Consider the following 21,252-nt stretch of genomic DNA (forward strand, 5'->3'; position numbering starts at 1 on the left):
GATATATTATTTTCAATATCTTAAATTTTGCAATAAAATTATTAATTATATATTTGTTTTCAATCGATATTAAATCTCGAGAATTCTTCGTCGTAGTGATTGAATACTTGTATAGTGTGTCCCGAGCATATAAATATAAGATTCTATTGTAAACATTGAGAAAAGACATTTTTTTTGAATACTTTATGTAATTATGGAAATACAAAATACTGGTGCAAAACATATTTCAGCTTATAGAGAGCAAATGGGACTAGAATATGAAAAATTACATCCTGAAATACAAAAGAGATTTGACTTTTCAACAACAAACAATATTGCATTTATTGGAAAAGGGACAATGGAAAATATTTGGAATGGAAACAAATTGGCTGTATTTATTCTGAAACTCTTGTCAAAAACGAATATTCTATTTCCAAGAGCGGGGCAAAATATTGAATACGAAATTCACAATTACCCGTATCTGGATAAATTCAACAGAGAAGTACATTCTATGAACCGAGTGTTTTATTTCCCTGACGAAGAACAACGTTTTGATGGAACTGCAACTTATAGCCAAACAAAGAAACATATTGTAGAATATTTAGGACTTGACCACAGAATGGTTTTTGAAATGGGACTGACGGCAGAAAATGGAGCAATTAGGTTTACGTCCGGGAAACAGTTTGCTTTTGTTTGTGGTCTTAAGCTTCCTGTACCAAAATTAATAAGAGGGGATATTGAACTTTTAGAATGGTTTGACGATTCAGAACAGAAATTTTATTTGGACTTGAGCGTAAGAAGTAAACTGTTTGGACCTCTTTTTGGATTTACTGGCTGGTTTAATGCTGAATATATCGATTTCAGTGGACAGAAAATCCCAAATAAATTTAAACCAACTAGAGAGGAAAAAAGAGAATAATCAGTGCTAAAGGTTCTATCACATCTGCAAATGGTTCGGTGTATCTGTTAGTAACAATTACCTTTAGACCTTCAAAATGTATTGCATGAATAGCAAAGGTCATTTTTATCCCAAAGCTATTATTCTTCAGGCCGTTTATTTCAAACGGAGACTAACATTGAGTTACAGGAATGTTGAGAAAAAATCAGATGCTTTAGCCGGAACAAGTATGTTCAAATCAATTTATAAATTGGCTCCATAATTTTCGGTTTACTGATTTCTTTCGAATTTATATGGTAGATGAGGCAGAATCCATTGATTTAGAGTCTGAAATGATTAATTAATGAAAGAAATAGAATCACTTTTTTGAAAATTTAATTAGTGCATATTTAATTAGTTTTGGGATAGTGAAATAGGTTTTAGAATTAAGGTTTTCAAGTGATGAATTTGAAGAAATAATTTTATTTATTGATTGCAAGGTTTCTACTGTAAATCTCTAATCGCTTAATACTATAACATTTTTTTGATGGTTGTAATCATTTGAATTTCAAGATTTAAATCTATTTGATGCAGTGTTTTAATTGACCGCTATTATGATAAACTAGGTTGATTAAACCAGCAAACAGTGTCAATCCCAAAGGCTTAACACTGTTTGCTTCAATGATAAGAATCTGAATATTACAAATGGAAGTTATTTCATCAAACTGATGTTGGTCAAGCCACCATCAGAAAGAATTTCAGTGCCTACAATAAATGTAGAATCATCTGATGCCAGAAATACCGCTGCGTTACCAATATCAGATGGAAGACCTTGTCGTCCAACAGGCGTAATATCAATCCACATTTGTTTAACTTGTTCCAGGTGTTCCTGCGGGACTAACTTTCCAAAAACCGGAGTGTCAATAGAACCAGGAGAAAGTGCATTAACACGAATTTTTCTTGGCAGTAAATCAAGAGATAAACCTTTTGCCAGAGAAATTAGAGCCGCCTTTGCAGCCGAATAAATCGCCATTCCGGGTGCGGCACGATGTGCAGCACTAGATCCAATTAATATAATAGAGGCGCCGTCGTTTAAATACGGAAGTGATTTTTGCACCGTAAAATAGGCACTTTTTAAATTGAGGTCCATATATCTGTCGTAACTTTCTTCAGTTACATCGCTTATAGTTCCCATCGGAACTCCATCTACAATTCCACCGGCATTGACGGCCAGTACATCGATTTTTCCAAACTTCTCAAAAGTTTTTTTAAATACATTTTCGAGATCATTACTATTATTGACATCTCCCGGAATGGCAATAAAATTTCCGCCTAATTGAGTAATGGCGTTATCTAATGTTTCTTTATTTCTTCCTGTAATTGTACCTATGGCACCATGATTTCTAAATGCCTCTGCAATTCCAAAACCAATACCGCTGTTTCCTCCTGTAACAACTGTTACTTTATTTTCTAACTTATTCATCTTTTATGTTATAATGTGTTTAAAAATTATAAACCATAAATACCGCCCGAAACCGATATTTTTTCACCGTTAATCCATGCTCCATCTTCAGATGCCAGAAATACAGCTGTTTTTGCAATATCCTCAGGCTGTCCTGTTCGCCCAAGCGGTGTGCTGGCAACTAGTTTTGTTTCGGCATCACTGCCAATAAAACCTGCACTTCTGGAACCTTCCGTTTCAACTACTCCGGGTAAAATAGAATTGATGCGAATGTTTCTGCCACTAAATTCTTTTGATAAAGAAATGGTTATGGCATCTAAAGCCGCTTTCGTTGCAGAATAAACTGATCCGGTTGGCAACGGTGTTTTTGATACTTCAGAGCTGATGTTGATGATATTTCCGCCTGTATTTCCAAATAATTTTAATGCAGCCTGAATAGTCAGTAGAGAACCCAATACATTGATGTTAAATTGCTTGTGAAAAGATTCTTCAGATAATTCCTCGATTGAAGCATATTGGTAGATTCCCGCATTATTTACTAAAATATCTAAAGTGCCAAAAGCATTTTTTGTTTCCTCAAATAGAGCAATAACATCTGATGCTTTTGATACGTCTGCCTTTACCAAAATAGCTGTCCCCCCATTATCCGTTATAGATTTAACCACTCTTTCTGCGCCAGCTTTGTCTGATGCATAATTTACTACGACTTTAGCACCTTCTGCGGCAAAATATTGTGCAATAGAAGCTCCAATTCCTTTAGAAGCTCCTGTCACTACTGCCGTTTTGTTTTTTAATTTGTCCATGTTTTTGTTGTAAAATGTTAACCTGGCAAATGTATGGCGCTTTAATTAATTTTAGTAACTTTGTAACTAAAAGTAACCGTAACGTTGGATTAACGAAGTAACCTTGAAGTAACAAAGTAAACTATGAATTGTAATATGCTTGAAAAAGAACAGCACAAGAAAGAAATGATGGCTGTTCAGGATTCTATGGATGTGTTAAACGGAAAATGGAAAATATCGGTGATATCTTCTATCTGTTTTTATAATAAAAGGAGGTTTTCAGATATTTTAAATGATGTAGCCGGTATTTCCAATAAAATGCTTAGCAAGGAGCTAAAAGAGCTTGAAGTAAATAAACTAGTTAAAAGAACAGTAATTGATACATACCCTGTTACAATTGAGTATGAACTGACAGCACATGGCAAGACACTTCAAACAATAATTCAGAACTTGACCGAGTGGGGAATTGAGCATAGAAAAAAAATAATAGAAGAGTAGCTGATATTTATATATAAAAAAGGTTCTGTCGTATCTGTTTTAATGACTATTGTCTTTAGAGTTTCAAAATATATTAGATGAATACCAAAGTTGTCTCAAGATTATTATTCTTCAGGCGGTTTATTTCAAATTGAGATTTACATTGAGTTGCAGAGATGTTAGGGGATAATGAAAATGCGTGGAATAGCAATTGATCATGCCGCTATCCACTGCTAAGTGTATAAATTTGCACCTTTGATTGAGTATAAATCAAAAAGAGAAAGAAAAGCATAGGGGCCAGCTGGCGAATGGATGAAACCTATGTAAAAGGAAGAGGCATCTGGTGTTGCTTATATCGAGCTGTCGAATAATTCAATTTATTAGATTAGTAAATGTAGAATTATAACCTCATTTAAACAAGATGTAAACGTGCTTAACTCCTTTGATATCGGGACTTAAGGTGAAATTTTGTGGCACATTTTCGAAATTTCCGAGTGTGCCACGAATGTGCCACAAAGATTTTGTTCGATTTTATAAATATTGAAAAGCGGTAGAAAAGAAAAAACCCTGAAAATCGTTTGATTTGCAGGGTTTGCCGTGAATTTTAGCCTTTTTTGTAAACTTTGAAAAGTCTCTTTTTAAGCTCTCAGCGGAGGAAGAGGGATTCGAACCCCCGGACCTGTTACAGTCAACAGTTTTCAAGACTGCCGCATTCGACCGCTCTGCCATTCCTCCAGTATGTAGCAATAATTTTCTCATTGCGGGTGCAAAGATAAAATGTTTTTTCAATTCAAGAAATTTTTTTGATAGTTTTATAAAGGAAATAATTTTTTATTTACGTCTATTGCTTAGTGTGTCTTGTTAACTGATTGTATTACAATGTTTTGAATTTGAGTATTTGCTCCTGAAAAATGACATAATTTACTATTGCACTTATGTTTTGCAAAATCAAGGGAATAGAAATGCCGATATTTATTTTTTTGGGGTGTCATTTTGTATGACTAGTTAAATTGCGTCTGCACTGCAGACGCAATTCAAAAAGTTTTTAAATCTGGCGATTAATCCATAAAAACGTTATCTATGCATTCATGTTAAAAACCTTGTTAGCGAATCTTTCCTGAGGAGTAATTGTATGTTAAGCCAATAGTAGCGAGGTATCAAAAAAAAACTCTATTTAATCGATTTTTTGTACTGAAGTAGTCTGAGTCTCGTCGCTAAAGATTTGTCACTTATACTTACAACCTAAGAAAAATTTCTTTACTCAAAATTTCAAGCTCGAGAATCAGGGTCGTTAATTAAGCAGGATACGATTTTTCAGGATATTATCTGTTGATGCCTTCAAGCCTCATTATCTTCGGTCATGTCTATGGTTTTTGGATGCAGACTTACCAATTGTAAAACAATTGTAGTGATCACTACAAATAGTAGTATTACAAAAACGTTTCTCATTCCTCCATTATCTGCGGCCTTTCCCAAAAACTCTGTTATAATAGCTCCAGCCGAAATGCCAGCAAAATTCATAATTCCATATCCGGTGGCCCTGTAGCGGGGCGCAACAAATTGACAAAGAATAGGCATGTTGTTCGTGTCATAAATTCCAAATCCAAGTCCAAAAAGAATAGCGCCAAAAATAATAGATGTTAGGCCACAGCAGTAGCCAAATAAAAACAATGCCGGAATGGTAAGAAACAATCCGATGGCGCTGGTGTAAATTCTTCCTTTAAGATTTTTCATTACCCACTTGTCTGAAATGGCGCCTCCAATCAAAACACCAAAAAAAGAAGACATCGAAATGGTTACCGTTGCAATTGGTCCTGCGAGAGACATGTCTAAATGCAGAGTTTCAGTAAATAAAGTAGGTAGCCAGTTTTTTGCTGCCCAGCCCGGTAAACTTGGCGCTGCGAAATAAAAGAGTAGAATCCAAAAGGAGATATTACCGAATAATATTCCTAATCCTTTGAACATTTGCTTGAATTCAGGGATGAAAGATGATTTTTTTGTGGAATCAAAAATATAAGATTTTTTTTCCTGTAAAAAAAATATCAGTACTAAACTGTAAAGTACGCCGAGTAAACCTACGGAGTGAAAGCTGAAATGCCAGGAAAAATGCTTAGAAATAGTGGCTCCAAATCCGCCCAGTGCCTGTCCTAAATAAATTCCTGTGGTATGAATTGCAATAGCAAAAGAGCGTGTTTTTTCCTGATGGTAATCTGTAATTAATGATAATGCAGCCGGAATATAAAAAGCTTCACTAAAACCCATAACGCCGCGCAAAATGTAAATCTGATTGAAAGTTGTGGTATAGCCCATTGCCATAGTCACCCCTGACCAGATAAAAAGACTTCCTATGATGATTCTTTTTCGGTTAAACCGATCTGCTATAATTCCGGAAACAGGGCTCATAAGTGCATATATCCAAAGGAAAATGGCCATTAAGAGGCCGAAATTTTCGGCTTTAGCCAATTCAGGAATGTCATCCATCATCGCTGACTTCATAGTAGAGAGCATTTGTCGGTCTAAATAATTCAATAAAGCAACAAACCACAACAAGCCAACAATAATCCATGGATAGGATTTTTTTTCATTCAATTTTGCAATCATTCTTCGTTTTCAAAATAATGGCCGAATATACGAATTCAAACGCTATAGAAAAGAATTGTTTTTGCATCTGATCTTTTTTTCTCTTCAGATTATTTAATCTTTTTTGCCTAATACCCAACTTTTGAGCCTGATTCCATTTTTGTCTTTTCAAGTGATTTTTTGATAATATTTCAAAAATGAAAAAGCCTTTAAACACTAATGTTTAAAGGCTTTTGACTTTTAAAGTTTCTTCTGAAGCTTCTACTGGCGGAGAAAGAGGGATTCGAACCCCCGGACCTGTTACAGTCAACAGTTTTCAAGACTGCCGCATTCGACCGCTCTGCCATTTCTCCAGTATGTTGCTATCATTGCTGATTGCGGGTGCAAATATAAGACGGTTTTTCGGTTCTAAAAACTTTTTTTAGACTTTTTTTCGAAGTTTTTTAAAATAATTTTCAAGTGTCTAATAATCAGTATTTCCGAAAATGAGCTTTTTTGAAAAATTACTCTAAATCGTCTAAAATAGGTGTTGGTTTTTTGTTTTCATCAACTGCGACAAATGAAAAAGTGCCTGAAACTACTGTTTCACGAAGTTCTGAATACATTTGTTCCATAAAAATGTCAACATGTATTTTGCAACTTGTTCTTCCAACGCTGTCAACTTTTGCAACTAATTCAATCAAAGTTCCGGCTGGAATTGCTTTTTTAAAATCAATTTGACCTGTAGAGATTGTGACTACTTTTTTGCGGCTGAAGCGGGTTGCGCAAATAAATGCTACTTCATCCATCAAATGAAGTGCAGTACCGCCAAATAAAGTATCGTAATGATTGGTTGTACTCGGGAAAACGGCCTTAAAAATACGTGTCTCAGACTTAAGAATTCTTTCTTCTATTGTTCCCATATTAATAATTTACGTATTCTGTTATTTCAAGTCCATAACCAATCATTCCTACGCGTTTAGTCTGTTCAGTATTCGAAACAAGTCTAATTTTAGAAATATCAATATCGTGCAGAATTTGCGCTCCAATTCCGTAATCTTTGCTGTCAATAATAACTTTTGGCGCTTTTAAGGTTCCTTGTGCTTGCAATGTTTTAAGTTCAGAAATTCGGTTTAAAAGATTTACAGCTGTCATGTCTTGATTGATGAAGATAACCGCGCCTTTTCCGTTTTCGTTAATCACCTTAAACATATCATCTAACTGCTGTTCAGCATTATTGGTTAATGTGCCCAATAAATCGTTGTTAACCTGAGAAGAGTGAATTCTTGTCAAAATTGGTTCACCAAGATTCCATGTTCCTTTAGTTAAAGCAATATGAATTTGTTTGTTGGTAGTTTGTTCATAAGCTCTTAATCTGAAAGTTCCGAAACGAGTCTCAATATCAAAATCTTCTTTTTTGACGATAAGACTATCGTGTTGCATTCTGTATGCAACCAAATCTTCAATTGAAACTAATTTTAAGTCAAATTTTTTGGCTACTTCAATCAGTTGTGGCAAACGAGACATTGTTCCATCCTCATTTAGAATTTCGCAAATTACTCCGGCAGGTTTAAATCCGGCTAGTCTTGCAAAATCGATTGCAGCCTCAGTATGTCCAGTTCTTCTTAAAACACCTCCCTGTTTTGCAATTAAAGGAAAAATATGACCAGGACGAGCCAAATCGTGTGGTTTTGTATTTGGGTCAACTAATGATTCAACAGTTTTAGATCTGTCGGCGGCAGAAATACCTGTAGTAACACCATGGCCTTTTAAGTCAACAGAAACAGTAAAAGCGGTTTCCATATGATCTGTATTGTTGGTAACCATTGCTTTAAGGTCCAATTCTTTACAGCGACTTTCTGTAAGTGGTGTGCAAATTAGTCCTCGGCCATGTGTGGCCATAAAGTTGATCATTTCCGGTGTTACTTTTTCGGCTGCGGCCAAAAAATCACCTTCATTTTCACGGTCTTCATCATCGACTACAATGATTACTTTACCTTGACGAATATCTTCAATAGCTTCTTCAATGGTATTGAGTTGTATTTTTGTGGACATATTTATTGCTTTTTTTGAGCCGGCAAAAACCGCTCAGAAATTTTTTGAAATAGTTGTGAAATTGGAGTGGTAATCACATCAAAATTGATTAATCCATTATCGTTTGTTGCGCGATAGGTTAATAAAACAGCTAATGGAGACAAGATGAATGACGACATCCATGAACCCATAAACGGACTCATTCCGCCTTCCTGCGAAAGCCTTTTTCCAAATGTGTTGATGAAATGAAATGTAATAAAGATTAAAACAGCAAATACAATCGGAAGTCCGAGGCCTCCTTTTCTGATGATTGCTCCAAGTGGTGCTCCAATAAAGAACATTAAAAAGCAAGCAAAAGCAATTACGAATTTTTCGTACAATGCCGTCAAATGTTTATTGATTTCACGTTGCTTGTCCTTCAAGTCTTTTTGAGTCGTTTCAATGGAGTAGATGCTGCTTGTTACATTACTGGCCGCCATTCTCAAAATATCTGCTTTATCTTTATTGTTATAAAGCGAAAGAAGGTTGTTCGGCAATTGTTTTTTCTTGAGATCTTTTTTTACCGCAGGCACTGAAGTTTTGCGAATTCCTACACGTTGGTTGATGTTTTCAGAGAATGAGACAATTTCGTTGTCCAGATTTTTGTTTAAAGAATCTAATGTGTAACGTAACTCGTTTACATTCAGCATTCCGTTTGTGTTGTTGATGCTTTCTTTGCTATCGTCAACTTTGTTCAGCTCAGACAAATCAATATTGATGATGTGTTTTTTGAAAGCTCCTTTTATGAAAGGCAACTTAGCGCGATCTTCGTATTTTTTCGGAGTAACATCCTGATAATAGTAACCATCATTTAAAACCAATTGGAGAATACTGGATTTTTCGCTGCTGATTAGTTCACCGGTTTTGGCTTTTATCACGGTTTTGTTTTCACCTACATTATTGGCTTTTTCGTGAATGGTAACTCCAGCTAAATGATTTCCGTTTTCACCCGATTTTTTGTTGACCTTAATGTTGTAAGTGCCGACATCATTAAACTGACCTTCAGCAATAGCCATTGCGGGTTTGGCTTGAGCGATGTTTTTTCTAAAGTTGACAAACTTATATTCTGCATACGGAATTACATTATTGGCAAACCAAAACGCGACAATACTTAGTACGCAAATAAATATAATCAGTACGCGCATGGCTCTCTGGAGCGAAATACCAGATGATTTCATGGCAGCAAATTCGTAGTTCTCAGCTAGATTACCAAAAGTCATAATTGATGCTAATAATACCGATAACGGCAAAACTAGCGGAATGATTCTCGGCATCGAGAAAAGAAGGAATTTTACAACCAGTATCAAATCGAGATCTTTACCGGCAAGTTCCGAAATAAAGAGCCATACGGTCTGTAATATGAATATAAAAAATAGGATTACAAATACCGTGGTAAATGTAAATAGGAATGTTTTTAGTAAGTATTTGTCTAAAATTTTCAACCTGTAATTAATCTAATTTATTAATGTAGTATTTCGGGTATTTACTCGCTACAAATGTAAATTGATTTTTTGATAAAGGCTGATTGGTTTTAAAAGAATTAACGGTTAAAGTCGTTTTTGTTCCGTTTTTTCCGGTTTCAATCAAATTGTAAATGTGTTTCGTCTGAACGTCAATACCTAAAAGAATTTCTTTTCTTTGGTCTTTTCCGCTTGTAGGAACTAGTTTTATGTATTGAATTTTTCTTCCTTTCACATTCTGTACAATATCCATAGTGTATTTGTATCCTGAGTTAAAGAAAGTCAGCATTTTTGAAGGAGTGATGGCATTATCATCCTTTTCATTTATTTTAGTGATAGTCACTTCTTCGTCTTCAGGAACAATTGTATAGGTTTTCTGACCATCAAAAATTTTAGTAACGCCCATAAAGTTCAATACGTACTGATTGCCTTTCATGGTAACATTTCCTTTGCTGTCCTGATTGATGTTTTCTTTTGAATTGTTGAGCGAATATTTAAAATCGATAACAATGTTATCGTAGCTTTTTATTTTTGAAGTCACTTCGTTCAATAAATCTTTTGCTTTTTTATCCTGTGCTTGAATAGAAGTGAAGCTCAAAAGCATTATAACAGCTATTTGAAGACACTTTTTAGTCATGCTTGTGATAGAATTGTTGTTGATTTCTTGAAATTTTGCTTTCATGATTGAATTAATTTTGTTCATTATTAAAAAATTGATCAAGAGCACTTAAATCTAGGATGTTTACGCTACGTGCTTTACTGCCTTCAAACGGCCCAACTATTCCTGCTGCTTCCAGCTGATCAATCAAACGGCCAGCTCTGTTATAGCCTAATTTTAATTTTCGTTGCAATAAAGATGCAGAACCCTGTTGTGCATTGACAATAATCTCTGCAGCTTCTCTAAATAAAGTATCTCTCTCAGAAATATCTATATCAAGATTAATGCCACTTTCTTCTCCGACAAACTCTGGAAGTAAATATGCTGTGGCGTAAGCTTTTTGTGCACCAATAAAATCTGTGATTTTTTCGACTTCTGGTGTGTCAATGAAAGCACATTGAACGCGGATTACATCATTCCCATTTGTGTATAATAAATCTCCTCGACCAATTAATTGATCGGCACCTTGTGTGTCCAAAATGGTTCTTGAGTCGATTTTTGACGTTACTCTAAAAGCTATTCTGGCAGGGAAATTCGCTTTGATCAAACCTGTAATAACGTTTACAGAAGGTCTTTGTGTTGCAATAATCAAGTGAATACCAATGGCACGGGCCAATTGAGCCAAACGCGCAATCGGAACTTCGACTTCTTTTCCGGCAGTCATAATCAAGTCGGCGAACTCATCGACAACCAAAACGATATATGGCAAAAAGCGGTGTCCAGCTTCTGGATTTAATTTTCTCGATTTAAATTTATCATTGTATTCTTTGATGTTACGAACCATCGCATCTTTTAATAAAGAATAACGATTGTCCATTTCAGTACAAAGTGAATTTAAAGTATTGACTACTTTGGCATTATCTGTAATGATAGCATCTTCTGTGTCTGGAAGTTTGGCTAAATAATGTCTTTCGATTTTGTTGAAAAGCGTAAGCTCTACCTTTTTTGGGTCAACCAAAACAAATTTTACTTCTGCAGGATGTTTTTTGTATAAAAGCGAAGTCAAAACAGCATTCAATCCAACAGATTTTCCTTGTCCAGTTGCTCCGGCCATCAATAAGTGAGGCATTTTGGCTAAATCGACAACAAAAGTTTCGTTAGAAATGGTTTTTCCTAACGCAATTGGCAATTCCATTTCGGCTTCTTGGAACTTAGCTGCTCCAATAACGCTTTTCATAGAAACCATGGTCGGGTTTTTGTTCGGAACCTCAATACCGATAGTACCTTTTCCTGGAATCGGTGCAATAATACGAATTCCTAGTGCTGATAATGATAAAGCAATATCATCTTCTAAACTCTTAATTTTAGAAATTCTGATTCCTGCTTCTGGAACAATTTCGTATAAAGTTACAGAAGGACCAACAGTTGCTTTAATCTGCGCAATTTCGATTTTGTAGTTACGAAGCGTATCTACAATCCTGTTTTTGTTTTCTTCTAATTCTTCTTGATTTATTGTAATGCCGCCAGTTGAATATTCCTTCAATAAATCAATGGTTGGGAATTTGTAATTGGATAAATCCAAAGTTGGATCAAATAATCCGAAATCCGCAACTAGGCGAGAAGCTAGATTTTCTTCGATAATATCTTCTTCTTCTGCTTTTTCAATCACAAAAGCTTCGTCTGGAGAAACTAGTGGTAGTTCTTGTTTGGGAGTAATTGGCTTTAAAATCGGATTCAACTCTATTTCTGAAGAGTGAGAAATAGTAGGTTTCAAAGCTTCTTTGTTGATTTCAAACTGAGAATCTACAGTTTTGATATGAATGTTGTCTATTTCAGGATCGCTTTCGTCTTCAATAGCAAATTCTTCCAGATTGTAGGCGCTTTCAGGTTCCTTAGCAACAGGTTTTAAAGTTTCTAATTCTGATTTCAATTCTTTTTTAGTAGAATCAAAATACGACTGAATTTTCTCTGGGGATAAGTTTATCTTAAAAATCAGATAAACGATTAAGCCAAAAAGAAGCGCAAGCAATGTTCCAGTTTTTCCGATATAGTCTTGAAGGAATAAATTTAATTCGTAACCAATTGTACCTCCTAATTCGGGTGCAGAAGTGGCAAAAAAGCCAAAAAGTACAGAAACTACGATAATCGCAAAAATATCCCAAAACCAAGTGTTTTTTAGTTTTTTAGTTGAAAGTTCCAATGCGAGAAACATTCCTGTAAGGAAAAACAAACGCACGAATAAAAAAGAAGCAAGTCCAAAACCTCTGTAAACAATTAAATCGGCTAGATAAGCCCCGAATTTTCCGAGCCAGTTTTGTACAACTTCGCCACGATCGCCCAAATGATCTACCGCACTTTGGTCGGTCTGCCATTGGCCGTTTACATAAAAAGAAATAAATGCAGTTAATAATGCAATAGAAAAAAGCACCAAAAGACAACCCAAAACAAACTTTTGCTGTTTGGTTATCTTAAAGGATTTTTTGTTTTCTTCTTTTGATTCGTTTTTTTTGTCTAAAGTTTCTTTTTTGTTTGTTTTTGCCATTCTTGCGTTCCTGTTGCCTAAATAAATTTTGGGATATAAATAATCAAGCCTATTGCTATTGCAGTCATTGCAGCAAAAAATACTGCCCCTGCAGCAATATCTTTAATAAAACCGATTCGTTTGCTATAATCGGGATGAATAAAATCGGCAATTTTTTCAACTGCAGTATTTAATCCTTCAACACTCAAAACCAAACCGATTGCCAGAGTTTGGCAAAGCCATTCGGTTTGTGAAATATGAAAATAAAACCCAGCAATAATCATAATGATTCCCAATGAGAACTGCACCATGATGCTGTGTTCGGTTTTGATTAATTTCAGAGCGCCTTTAAAAGCGTAAGTCACGCTTTTTAAACGCCCTGAAACAAAAGTATTGTCTTTTTGAAACTCCATTAAGCGGAAATATTATAGTACTGCCAAAGCAGCTTCGTAATTTGGTTCGTTTGCGATTTCAGCAACTTGCTCTGTGTGAAGAATTTTTCCGTCAGCATCAACAACAATGATTGCTCTTGAGTGTAAACCTTTTAATGGTCCGTCAACGATTTCTAAACCGTTTGCTTTACCAAAAGTACCTTCTTGAAAATCTGATAAGTTTACTACATTTTCTAAACCTTCAGCACCACAAAAACGTTTTTGAGCAAATGGTAAATCTCTAGAAATACATAAAACAGTAGTGTTTTCTAATCCGCTTGCACTTGCATTGAAAGTTCTAACAGATGTTGCACAAGTTCCAGTATCAACACTTGGGAAGATATTTAAAACTAATTTTTTACCAGCAAAAGTGCTTAAAGATGCAACTGATAAATCGTTTTGAACTAGACTGAAGTCAGCTAATTGTGTTCCAACTGCTGGCAATTCGCCTGATGTATGAACTGGATTTCCTCCTAATGTGATAGATGCCATGATTTTTATTTAAAATTAATGAGGCTCAAAAGTAAGGATTAAAATTTGAATCTAAAAGTATTTGTTAACGGTTTAAGGAGAGATTAAGGATGGTAAATTTTTATTTTGCATTGTGCATATATTGGACGCGGATGACACGGATTCACTTCGTGAAGTCGCGGGTCTTAACGGATTTTTTTGTTTTTATGTTAGATGAAAAAATCCGTTTAAATCCGTGTTTTTGCGTTAGCAAATCTGTGTCATCCGCGTGCCATTTGTTACAAAAACAAAAAAAAAGCGTCTCCTAATAGAAACGCTTTCTCAAGTCTTGTTTTTTGTTTTTTTTCTTGAAAAGAGGCCGATTTATTTATCGATTGAACCTAAAACACGTTTCATAAACGTATTTAAAGCTTCTTTTTTATCTGTTCCTTGAGCAACTAATTTTTGCACTTCAAGGGCACCGTACATATTAGAAATCAATTCGCCGATTACATCTAATTCTTCATCTTTTAGAGAAGGAATTTCAGTCATCGCTTCTAGGACTTCAATCGTTTCGATGATATAATCCTGATCGTTTTCTTCGATGAATTGCGTTAAATGCTTAATTACTGGTAATTTCATTTTGTGGAGTTTTAGAATTTCAATTAAGCAATTGCGTTTATAAGATCGATTAAAACTTCTTGTTTGTTAGTTTGCGTTTCGCCAACTAATTGTCCGTTTACGAAAGTTGCGAATGTTGGTAAGTTGCTCACATTAGCTAATTTTCTTGATTCAGGAGAATTTTCTGCATCAACCAAAACAAAAGTGATAGCTTCATTTTCTGTTGCTAATTTTTTGAATTTTGGTTTCATAATACGGCAATTTCCACACCATGAAGCTGAATATTGTACTACTACTTTTTCGTTTTTAGCAACTAAATCTGCTAACGTATCTTCGTTTAAGTCGATTAACATAAGTTTATTTTTTAGACACTAAGTTGCTAAGGTTCTAAGATGCTAAGTTTGCTCTCGAACCGAATAACTTTGTGTGGATTTATTTGATTTTTTTTAAGTCGTTGAGATTCTAAGATCTAAGTTTAATCTTAGAATCTCTTGACCTTTATTGTAGAATTGTATCGAAGATTCAAAAGTTAAATTTAAAAAAACTTAGAAACTTAGAATCTTAGTATCTTAGCAGCTTAATTAGCGCTTAAGTATTCAGCAGTACTAACTCTGTCAGCAGACATAGCTTCTTTACCAGCTTCCCAGTTTGCTGGACAAACTTCACCTTTAGTTTGGATGTGAGTGTAAGCGTCAACCATTCTTAAGTATTCGTTTACGTTACGTCCTAATGGCATATCGTTAACACTTTCGTGGAAAATTTTTCCAGTTTCGTCAATTAAGTAAGTAGCTCTGTAAGTTACGTTTGAACCTTCGATGATAACTGAGTCAGTATCTTCGCTGTAGCTTGTAGATTCGATATCAAGAATGCCTAAAATGTTAGCTAAGTTACGGTTTGTATCTGCTAAGATTGGGTAAGTAACACCTTCGATTCCACCATTGTTTTTTGGAGTATTTAACCAAGCAAAGTGAACTTCGTTTGTGTCGCAAGAAGCACCAATTACGATAGTATTTCTTTTTTCGAATTCTGGTAATGCAGCTTGAAAGGCGTGTAATTCAGTTGGGCATACAAAAGTGAAATCTTTTGGGTACCAAAACAATAATACTTTTTTGTTGTTGTTTACTGCTTCTTCAAAAATGTTAATTTTTAAATTATCACCCATTTCTGAGATAGCATCTACTGCAATACTTGGGAATTTTTTTCCTACTAAAGACATATTTTTCGTTTTACGTTAAAAATTTATTTCTGATGCAAAAGTAGGGCATAAGCGCAGGTACTTACAATAAGATGTGATTATAAAAATTTATAAGTTGATAGTATTTGATTATATTTTGTTTTAACTTATTGGATATCAATATTTACCGGAAGAATGCCTTTTGAAGAAATTTTATCTAAAAATTGAATTCCCGCCGTTTTTTGAAATTCTTCAAAATCTTGATAGGCTTGAATTAATCCTGAGGCCTTTTTCAGATTTGGAATTAAAGGCAAAGAATACGGATTTCCGAAAACAAAAACAATGCATTTTTTGGTTTGAAGTAGATTAGAAAGTAATTCTAAAACTTCAATATCAATTTCGAAATTATTCATTGGTTTTGCTTTTGGAACAAATAATGAAATCAAAATCGTTTCAAATTTTTCTAATTCATTTTTGATGTATGAAATATTCGAAAGTTCTAAATTCTCAAAAGCAAATTCCGGCGAAGGAAGTTCTGTCTTTAATGTTTTGAAAAATGTGTTTTCAATATTTTTATATAAACTCAGCTTGGCTAATTTGTTGTTTTTCTGAGCTTCAAAAGCTAATTCTGAACTTGAATTATCGATAATTGTTGTAATCGCATTTTGAGCAATTTCAAGATTTAATTTTGATGTTTTTTCGAAATCTAATTCGCCCGAAGCATCAGTATTTCCAGAAAGGATTCCTGCTTTTTCTTTGGCTTTCATGATTCGGTTATAACTTTCGAAAATACGGTCTGGAGAAGCATTTTTATAGATTGCTTCAATTCCTTCGGGAACATTTTCGGCGAAGCATAAGACATCATTTCCTGCGTTAAAAGCTTCCCATTCTAATTGGCCTTTTGTTTCGTACAATTTAGAAACGCTGTGCATATTTAACGCATCAGAAATTACCAAACCGTTATAACCTAATTTATCACGCAAAAGATCTTGGATAACTGCTTTTGAAAGTGTTGCCGATGTATCTTTTCCATCATTTAAACTTGGAACAGCCAAATGTCCAATCATAATGGAATCGACATTATTTTCTATTCCTTTAATGAATGGATATAATTCGTTTTCCATCAATTCTTCTAAAGTCTCCTTTAAAACAGGCAAACCTAAATGGGAATCGACATTCGTATTTCCGTGTCCGGGAAAGTGTTTCAGACAACCTAAAACGCCAACTTCCGACATTCCTTTTAGATATTCAACAGCAAAATCTGCTACTTTTTGTTTGTTTTCACCAAAAGAGCGATAGCCAATAACAGGATTATTTGGATTGTTGTTGATGTCTGCCAAAGGCGATAAATTATACTGAATTCCAGCTGCTTTTAAATCTAGACCAATTTGTTTTCCAACTTCATAAACCAAATTAGATTTGTTTTCTGGCAAAGCGCCAAGCGTAATCGCATAAGGATATTGCGGTGTTTTTTCGATACGCATTGCTAAACCCCATTCAGCATCAATACTAATTAAAAGTGGGGTAGAAGCGGCTTTTTGATAACGAATAATTAGAGCTTTAATTTTTTCGTAACTGTCATCGTTGAAGACGATTTTCTGTTTGCTTTCGTAATTTGTTGCCGCGCTCGCACGACTGTGGAAAAACGTTAATCCGCCAATATTATGTGCTTTAATAAGGCGTTCCATTTCCTGAATGTTTTCTTCGGTATCATTGATAAAAACGGCAGGAAAAAAGAATTGCCCAATTCTTTGTCGTAAAGCTTCAGCTGTGATTTTCATTATTATAAAGTCTTTTTCATGCAGACACTATTATCCATTTCTTCATAAGGTGGATAATTCGGAATGATAGTATATTGTAATTTTTGGTATAAGTTAATAGCTTCTGGCTGATTTTTCCCGGTTTCCAGAATCGTATAAGTATAACCGACTTCTTTTGCCCAGATTTCGAGTGCTGCCAAAATTGCAGAAGCGATTCCTTTTTTGCGATGATCGGGATGAACGTACATTCGTTTGATTTCGGTTTTGTCGCTTTCTTTTTCGCGAAAAGCACCGCAACCAACCGGAATTCCATTTTCATAATAAACAATCGTGTGTTTTATCTTATCAATCTTATTGAATTGATTGTAAAACGCATGATCTTCACCGTCACGTATTGCTAAATCCTGATCTAATAAACGTACGAGATTTATAAAATCAATATCGTCTGAATTGGTTCTTTTTATGCTCATTTCGATTTTTTTACCATTAAGATATAAAGTTCATAAAGCTTGACTGAAATTACTTAATCTCTTAATGGTTAAAAAAAATTAAGCTTCCTTTAAATTCACTTACTTTAATTTTGACTTCTTTTGTTTCGCCAATTGTTTCTTAGTTTCAATGGCTTTTTCTAATCTATTTTTAAAACGGAAAAGCTTTGGAAGTCCTTCTAATCGGTCTTCAACCGTGATTTCTTCGTAAACCAAAATTGCTTTTTCTAAAACACGGATTTCATTGTCTAGATCATTTTGGTTTTTGTAGATTGTAGCTAAACGATCGTAAGGATGATTTCCTTTAAAGCCTTCCGATACATTTTCTTCATATAGTTCAATTGCTTTTTCTAAATCTCCGGTTTTTTCGAACTCAGATCCTTTTAGATTGCGCTCGGCCTGCAAATTTTCATTGATTTCCATAATGTAAGAGTTTGATTTGGGGTTAAACTTCTTCAGATTTTTTCCCAAAATCTTTCGGGAAAATTAAAAAACGTGATAAAATAAGACCAGGAATTGTGGCGATAAAAACCCAAATAAAGAAGTTTTGATAGCCCAAAAACTTTTGTATATAACCGCTTATCATTCCCGGAAGCATCATTCCTAATGCCATAAAACCGGTTGCCAGTGCATAGTGTGCTGTTTTGGATTCGCCTTCTGCAACATGAATCAAATACATCATAAATCCAGTAAATCCAAAACCGTAGCCAAATTGTTCAAGAATAACGGTAATGCAAGTATATAAATTTAAATCAGCATCAATAAGTAAAAAATATTTTTTAAAATAAAGATGAATCATAGCATCTGGCTGAAAATGAGCTAATCCAATAAAACCAAGAATTGGCAGGTGCATCGCCAAAAACATCGGCAACATCCATTTAGTAAGCCCATGCTTAGAAATTGCCATTCCTCCTAAAATTCCGCCAATTGTTAAAGCTAAAATTCCTAGGGTTCCGTAGATAATTCCGACAGCTTCTGTATCAAGACCCATCCCGCCCAATTCTTTTTTGTCAAGCAAAAACGGACTTAACATTTTGAGCAATTGCGATTCTCCTAATCTGAAAACCAGAATAAAAGCTAAAATTAATCCAATTTGTTTTTTCTTAAAGAAACTTGTAAATATCGTTGCAAAACTTTGATGATGAGCTTCTTTATTTCCTGCAAGATTTATTTCAGTTTTTGGTGTAAAAATGAAATTATAAAGCGTAATAAAAGTCATTAACAGGCCAACAATGATCATTGTGTATGACCATGCTTTGGTATTATCACCATATTTATGTTCTAAATATCCGGCAAAAAGTACAATCAGTCCGTTTCCGGCAAGCATCGAAAGTCGGTAGAAAGTACTTCTGATTCCGAGAAAATAAGATTGTTGTTCTTTTGGTAAAACCAATAAATAAAAACCATCACTAGCAATATCATTCGAAGCAGAGGCAAATGCCGCAACCCAAAATATAGCCAGCGTCATCATAAAAAAACCATTTGTCGGAATGGTGAATCCGACCAATAAAAATGCAATTGAAATGAGCAACTGCATTGATAAAAACCATTTTCTTTTGGTGCCAGTTAATTCAATAAACGGACTCCAAAGCGGTTTTATAACCCAAGGAAGGTATAACAAACTGGTGTAAACGCCAATATCTTCGTTTGAAATACCTAAATTTTTATACATAATTACCGAAACCGAAATAATTACGGCATAGGGTAATCCAGAAGCAAAATTAAGAAGCGGAATCCAAAACCAAGGTTTATTATCTGTTTTCATTTGGCTGGGTTGGGATATAATTTTTAAACGGTTTTTTTAAATCTATTATGGTTGGTGTGCTTTCGTTGGCATAATAATCAATAAAAGTTACTGCACAGGCTTTGTAAAGATTTAATTTTCCGGCAGCAATAGAAAAGGTAATCTTCCCGTCTATTTCTTTTATAGTTACTTTTTCAATAATTTTTGAAGGATCATTGGTGTTGATTTTCGAAATATGTTCACCTCCATAAACTATCATATAACGAACTCTTGTATTGAGCGGACTGTTGAACGTAAAATTGTAACTAATACTGTCTTTAGAATATTCTATAGCTTTTGGCGTATCGATAATGACATGTTTTAAATTCGGAACTGCAGCGGGAAGTGCAGGATATTTATATTGATTTTCTTCTAAAAGACGTACGATATCAAAGTTTTTGCCCATAAACCATTTTGAGCTGAAATAGGCGCTTCCGGTAACGTTTTTAAAACTTCTAGCAAAATCAATTTGATTCGGAATCTCGTAGACAAAATTCCAGCTTTTATCGGCATCACCTCTGATTTTATACGAAGCATGACCTATATAAATTGCCGTATTATTGGAGTTTTCAGACCACCATTTTACCAATTTTGAATAAGAAGCTCTTGGATTATTCATACTCCAATACAATTGAGGCAGAATATAATCAATCCATTTCTGATCCATCCATAAAACAGGATCAGCGTATAAATCGTCGTAATTCGATGTCGATTGCGTTTCAGAACCTCTTGGATCCTGAGATTTATTCCTCCAAACCCCAAACGGACTGATTCCGAATTGAACCCATGGCTTGCTTGACTTGATAGTTTTTGAAATAGTTTCAACAAAACTGCTCACATTTGCGCGGCGCCAGTCGGAAAGGCTTAAGCCGGCTCCATATTTTTTATAAGATGTAGAATCATTAAATACTTTACCAGGAACAGCATAAGGGTAAAAATAATCATCGAAATGAATCGCATCGATATCGTATCTATCTACTACTTCTTTCACCACTTTGGTTAAATGTGCTTGAACTTCGGGAAGGGCAGGGTCATAATAATATTTACCGCCATATTCAATCATCCATTCTGGATGTTTGAAAATATCATGATTCGGACTTAAAAGGTTTTTATTTAAATCGAAAGTAGCGCGGTACGGATTCAGCCAAGCATGAAATTCAAAACCTCTTTTGTGCGCCTCTTCAATCATCCAAGCTAGAGCATCGTAATATGGATTTGGAGCCTGACCTTCTTTGCCTGTTAAAAAGCGGGACCATGGAGCGAGTTGAGACGGATAAAAAGCATCGCCTACACTACGCACCTGCACGATAACGGCATTGTAATTTAGTTTTTTATAAGCTTCTAAAATTTCAAGATAATCAGCCTTTTCTTTTTCAACAGTGTCAGCAGGAGCTTTAGGCCAGTCGATGTTGACCACAGTTGCAATCCACACTCCTCTAAATTCATTTTTAGGATGCATTATTTTTTCCTGTGCGGAAGAAATCCATCCAAACAAAAATAAAAATAGAATAGAGTATAGTAAGTGCTGATTTTTATGCATTTTAATGTTCTTTTTAACAGGAATCAAAAATAGTTTGTTTTTGCCACGAATTACACGAATTGCACTAATTTTTGTTCGTAATCATTTTTTTAAGGAATAATTCGTGAAAATTAGTATAATTGGTGGCAGCTTTTTTAGCCACAGATTCTAAAGATTAAAATGATTAATCCTAAAAATCCTTTAATCTGTGGCAATAAAAATAGCAATTCGCGCCAAT

Annotated in this window: 21 protein-coding genes and 2 tRNA genes; 3 read left to right on the forward strand and 20 right to left on the reverse strand. The window is 34.7% G+C overall.

The window, feature by feature from the left end; all coding sequences use genetic code 11:
* Positions 1-193 precede the first annotated feature (193 nt).
* Both ACFFLS_RS05730 and ACFFLS_RS05735 read left to right on the forward strand, forming a co-directional pair.
* On the forward strand, positions 194-898 hold the full coding sequence (locus ACFFLS_RS05730) for a DUF4166 domain-containing protein (RefSeq protein ID WP_379685585.1): 705 nt from the start codon (positions 194-196) through the stop codon (positions 896-898).
* Between the two features lie 85 nt (positions 899-983).
* Positions 984-1,139, forward strand: a complete 156-nt coding sequence (locus ACFFLS_RS05735) for a hypothetical protein (protein WP_379685587.1) — start codon at positions 984-986, stop codon at positions 1,137-1,139.
* Between the two features lie 429 nt (positions 1,140-1,568).
* On the opposite strand, the gene ACFFLS_RS05740 is transcribed toward ACFFLS_RS05735, so the two are convergent.
* Both ACFFLS_RS05740 and ACFFLS_RS05745 read right to left on the reverse strand, forming a co-directional pair.
* Positions 1,569-2,339 (reverse strand): SDR family oxidoreductase, encoded by a 771-nt coding sequence (locus tag ACFFLS_RS05740; RefSeq protein ID WP_379685588.1) that lies wholly within the window; start codon positions 2,337-2,339, stop codon positions 1,569-1,571.
* 26 nt (positions 2,340-2,365) lie between these two features.
* Positions 2,366-3,121: an SDR family NAD(P)-dependent oxidoreductase gene (locus ACFFLS_RS05745; RefSeq protein ID WP_379685590.1), complete on the reverse strand. Its 756-nt coding sequence runs from the start codon at positions 3,119-3,121 to the stop codon at positions 2,366-2,368.
* Between the two features lie 135 nt (positions 3,122-3,256).
* Between ACFFLS_RS05745 and ACFFLS_RS05750 the strand changes: the two genes are divergently transcribed.
* On the forward strand, positions 3,257-3,598 hold the full coding sequence (locus ACFFLS_RS05750) for a winged helix-turn-helix transcriptional regulator (RefSeq protein ID WP_379685592.1): 342 nt from the start codon (positions 3,257-3,259) through the stop codon (positions 3,596-3,598).
* Between the two features lie 629 nt (positions 3,599-4,227).
* On the opposite strand, the gene ACFFLS_RS05755 is transcribed toward ACFFLS_RS05750, so the two are convergent.
* The 18 genes from ACFFLS_RS05755 to ACFFLS_RS05840 all read right to left on the reverse strand — a co-directional run bounded on the left by ACFFLS_RS05755 (position 4,228) and on the right by ACFFLS_RS05840 (position 21,035).
* A tRNA-Ser gene (locus ACFFLS_RS05755) sits at positions 4,228-4,312 on the reverse strand.
* Positions 4,313-4,915: 603 nt separating this feature from the next.
* Positions 4,916-6,178 carry an MFS transporter gene (locus tag ACFFLS_RS05760; protein WP_379685593.1) on the reverse strand — a complete coding sequence of 421 codons (1,263 nt, stop codon included), beginning with the start codon at positions 6,176-6,178 and terminating at the stop codon, positions 4,916-4,918.
* Between the two features lie 244 nt (positions 6,179-6,422).
* Positions 6,423-6,510, reverse strand: a tRNA-Ser gene (locus ACFFLS_RS05765).
* Between the two features lie 150 nt (positions 6,511-6,660).
* The gene (locus ACFFLS_RS05770; protein WP_379685594.1) at positions 6,661-7,059 is read right to left on the reverse strand and encodes an acyl-CoA thioesterase; all 399 of its coding nucleotides are present in this window, start codon (positions 7,057-7,059) and stop codon (positions 6,661-6,663) included.
* A gap of 1 nt (position 7,060) precedes the next feature.
* The gene (gene ribB, locus ACFFLS_RS05775) at positions 7,061-8,191 is read right to left on the reverse strand and encodes a 3,4-dihydroxy-2-butanone-4-phosphate synthase (RefSeq protein ID WP_379685595.1); all 1,131 of its coding nucleotides are present in this window, start codon (positions 8,189-8,191) and stop codon (positions 7,061-7,063) included.
* A gap of 2 nt (positions 8,192-8,193) precedes the next feature.
* Positions 8,194-9,651: an LptF/LptG family permease gene (locus tag ACFFLS_RS05780; protein ID WP_379685596.1), complete on the reverse strand. Its 1,458-nt coding sequence runs from the start codon at positions 9,649-9,651 to the stop codon at positions 8,194-8,196.
* Positions 9,652-9,658: 7 nt separating this feature from the next.
* On the reverse strand, positions 9,659-10,306 hold the full coding sequence (gene lolA1 / locus ACFFLS_RS05785; RefSeq protein ID WP_512699772.1) for an outer membrane lipoprotein periplasmic chaperone LolA1: 648 nt from the start codon (positions 10,304-10,306) through the stop codon (positions 9,659-9,661).
* Between the two features lie 52 nt (positions 10,307-10,358).
* Complete coding sequence (locus ACFFLS_RS05790) at positions 10,359-12,809, reverse strand: DNA translocase FtsK (protein WP_379685598.1); 2,451 nt, start codon at positions 12,807-12,809, stop codon at positions 10,359-10,361.
* Positions 12,810-12,826: 17 nt separating this feature from the next.
* Complete coding sequence (locus ACFFLS_RS05795; RefSeq protein WP_379685599.1) at positions 12,827-13,201, reverse strand: diacylglycerol kinase; 375 nt, start codon at positions 13,199-13,201, stop codon at positions 12,827-12,829.
* 12 nt (positions 13,202-13,213) lie between these two features.
* The gene (gene tpx / locus ACFFLS_RS05800; protein WP_379685600.1) at positions 13,214-13,711 is read right to left on the reverse strand and encodes a thiol peroxidase; all 498 of its coding nucleotides are present in this window, start codon (positions 13,709-13,711) and stop codon (positions 13,214-13,216) included.
* 342 nt (positions 13,712-14,053) lie between these two features.
* Positions 14,054-14,311 (reverse strand): DUF6952 family protein, encoded by a 258-nt coding sequence (locus tag ACFFLS_RS05805; protein ID WP_008462029.1) that lies wholly within the window; start codon positions 14,309-14,311, stop codon positions 14,054-14,056.
* A gap of 23 nt (positions 14,312-14,334) precedes the next feature.
* Positions 14,335-14,643, reverse strand: coding sequence for a thioredoxin family protein (locus tag ACFFLS_RS05810; protein WP_379685601.1), 309 nt, complete (start codon positions 14,641-14,643; stop codon positions 14,335-14,337).
* Positions 14,644-14,867: 224 nt separating this feature from the next.
* A complete protein-coding gene (locus ACFFLS_RS05815; protein ID WP_053471125.1) occupies positions 14,868-15,506 on the reverse strand; it encodes a peroxiredoxin in 639 nt (212 codons plus the stop codon).
* Between the two features lie 125 nt (positions 15,507-15,631).
* Entirely contained in the window at positions 15,632-17,245 is a 1,614-nt protein-coding gene (locus ACFFLS_RS05820) for a glycoside hydrolase family 3 protein (protein ID WP_379685602.1), read from the reverse strand.
* 2 nt (positions 17,246-17,247) lie between these two features.
* Entirely contained in the window at positions 17,248-17,694 is a 447-nt protein-coding gene (locus tag ACFFLS_RS05825; protein WP_379685603.1) for a GNAT family N-acetyltransferase, read from the reverse strand.
* Positions 17,695-17,793: 99 nt separating this feature from the next.
* Positions 17,794-18,135: a tetratricopeptide repeat protein gene (locus ACFFLS_RS05830; RefSeq protein WP_379685604.1), complete on the reverse strand. Its 342-nt coding sequence runs from the start codon at positions 18,133-18,135 to the stop codon at positions 17,794-17,796.
* A gap of 22 nt (positions 18,136-18,157) precedes the next feature.
* Complete coding sequence (locus ACFFLS_RS05835; protein ID WP_379685605.1) at positions 18,158-19,477, reverse strand: MFS transporter; 1,320 nt, start codon at positions 19,475-19,477, stop codon at positions 18,158-18,160.
* Positions 19,464-21,035, reverse strand: coding sequence for a glycoside hydrolase family 10-like protein (locus ACFFLS_RS05840; protein ID WP_379685606.1), 1,572 nt, complete (start codon positions 21,033-21,035; stop codon positions 19,464-19,466). The genes ACFFLS_RS05835 and ACFFLS_RS05840 overlap by 14 nt, the downstream gene beginning before the upstream one ends.
* Positions 21,036-21,252 lie beyond the last annotated feature (217 nt).

The organism is Flavobacterium procerum (assembly GCF_042431625.1).
Classification (GTDB): Bacteria; Bacteroidota; Bacteroidia; order Flavobacteriales; family Flavobacteriaceae; genus Flavobacterium; species Flavobacterium procerum.

Bases quoted from the DNA above. Each gene is read 5' to 3' on its own strand.
- ACFFLS_RS05730 (WP_379685585.1), top strand. From the start codon at position 194: ATGGAAATACAAAATACTGGTGCAAAACATATTTCAGCTTATAGAGAG.
- ACFFLS_RS05735 (WP_379685587.1), top strand. From the start codon at position 984: ATGAATAGCAAAGGTCATTTTTATCCCAAAGCTATTATTCTTCAGGCC.
- ACFFLS_RS05740 (WP_379685588.1), bottom strand. From the start codon at position 2,339: ATGAATAAGTTAGAAAATAAAGTAACAGTTGTTACAGGAGGAAACAGC.
- ACFFLS_RS05745 (WP_379685590.1), bottom strand. From the start codon at position 3,121: ATGGACAAATTAAAAAACAAAACGGCAGTAGTGACAGGAGCTTCTAAA.
- ACFFLS_RS05750 (WP_379685592.1), top strand. From the start codon at position 3,257: ATGCTTGAAAAAGAACAGCACAAGAAAGAAATGATGGCTGTTCAGGAT.
- ACFFLS_RS05760 (WP_379685593.1), bottom strand. From the start codon at position 6,178: ATGATTGCAAAATTGAATGAAAAAAAATCCTATCCATGGATTATTGTT.
- ACFFLS_RS05770 (WP_379685594.1), bottom strand. From the start codon at position 7,059: ATGGGAACAATAGAAGAAAGAATTCTTAAGTCTGAGACACGTATTTTT.
- ribB (WP_379685595.1), bottom strand. From the start codon at position 8,191: ATGTCCACAAAAATACAACTCAATACCATTGAAGAAGCTATTGAAGAT.
- lolA1 (WP_512699772.1), bottom strand. From the start codon at position 10,306: ATGACTAAAAAGTGTCTTCAAATAGCTGTTATAATGCTTTTGAGCTTC.
- ACFFLS_RS05790 (WP_379685598.1), bottom strand. From the start codon at position 12,809: ATGGCAAAAACAAACAAAAAAGAAACTTTAGACAAAAAAAACGAATCA.
- ACFFLS_RS05795 (WP_379685599.1), bottom strand. From the start codon at position 13,201: ATGGAGTTTCAAAAAGACAATACTTTTGTTTCAGGGCGTTTAAAAAGC.
- tpx (WP_379685600.1), bottom strand. From the start codon at position 13,711: ATGGCATCTATCACATTAGGAGGAAATCCAGTTCATACATCAGGCGAA.
- ACFFLS_RS05805 (WP_008462029.1), bottom strand. From the start codon at position 14,311: ATGAAATTACCAGTAATTAAGCATTTAACGCAATTCATCGAAGAAAAC.
- ACFFLS_RS05810 (WP_379685601.1), bottom strand. From the start codon at position 14,643: ATGTTAATCGACTTAAACGAAGATACGTTAGCAGATTTAGTTGCTAAA.
- ACFFLS_RS05815 (WP_053471125.1), bottom strand. From the start codon at position 15,506: ATGTCTTTAGTAGGAAAAAAATTCCCAAGTATTGCAGTAGATGCTATC.
- ACFFLS_RS05820 (WP_379685602.1), bottom strand. From the start codon at position 17,245: ATGAAAATCACAGCTGAAGCTTTACGACAAAGAATTGGGCAATTCTTT.
- ACFFLS_RS05825 (WP_379685603.1), bottom strand. From the start codon at position 17,694: ATGAGCATAAAAAGAACCAATTCAGACGATATTGATTTTATAAATCTC.
- ACFFLS_RS05830 (WP_379685604.1), bottom strand. From the start codon at position 18,135: ATGGAAATCAATGAAAATTTGCAGGCCGAGCGCAATCTAAAAGGATCT.
- ACFFLS_RS05835 (WP_379685605.1), bottom strand. From the start codon at position 19,477: ATGAAAACAGATAATAAACCTTGGTTTTGGATTCCGCTTCTTAATTTT.
- ACFFLS_RS05840 (WP_379685606.1), bottom strand. From the start codon at position 21,035: ATGCATAAAAATCAGCACTTACTATACTCTATTCTATTTTTATTTTTG.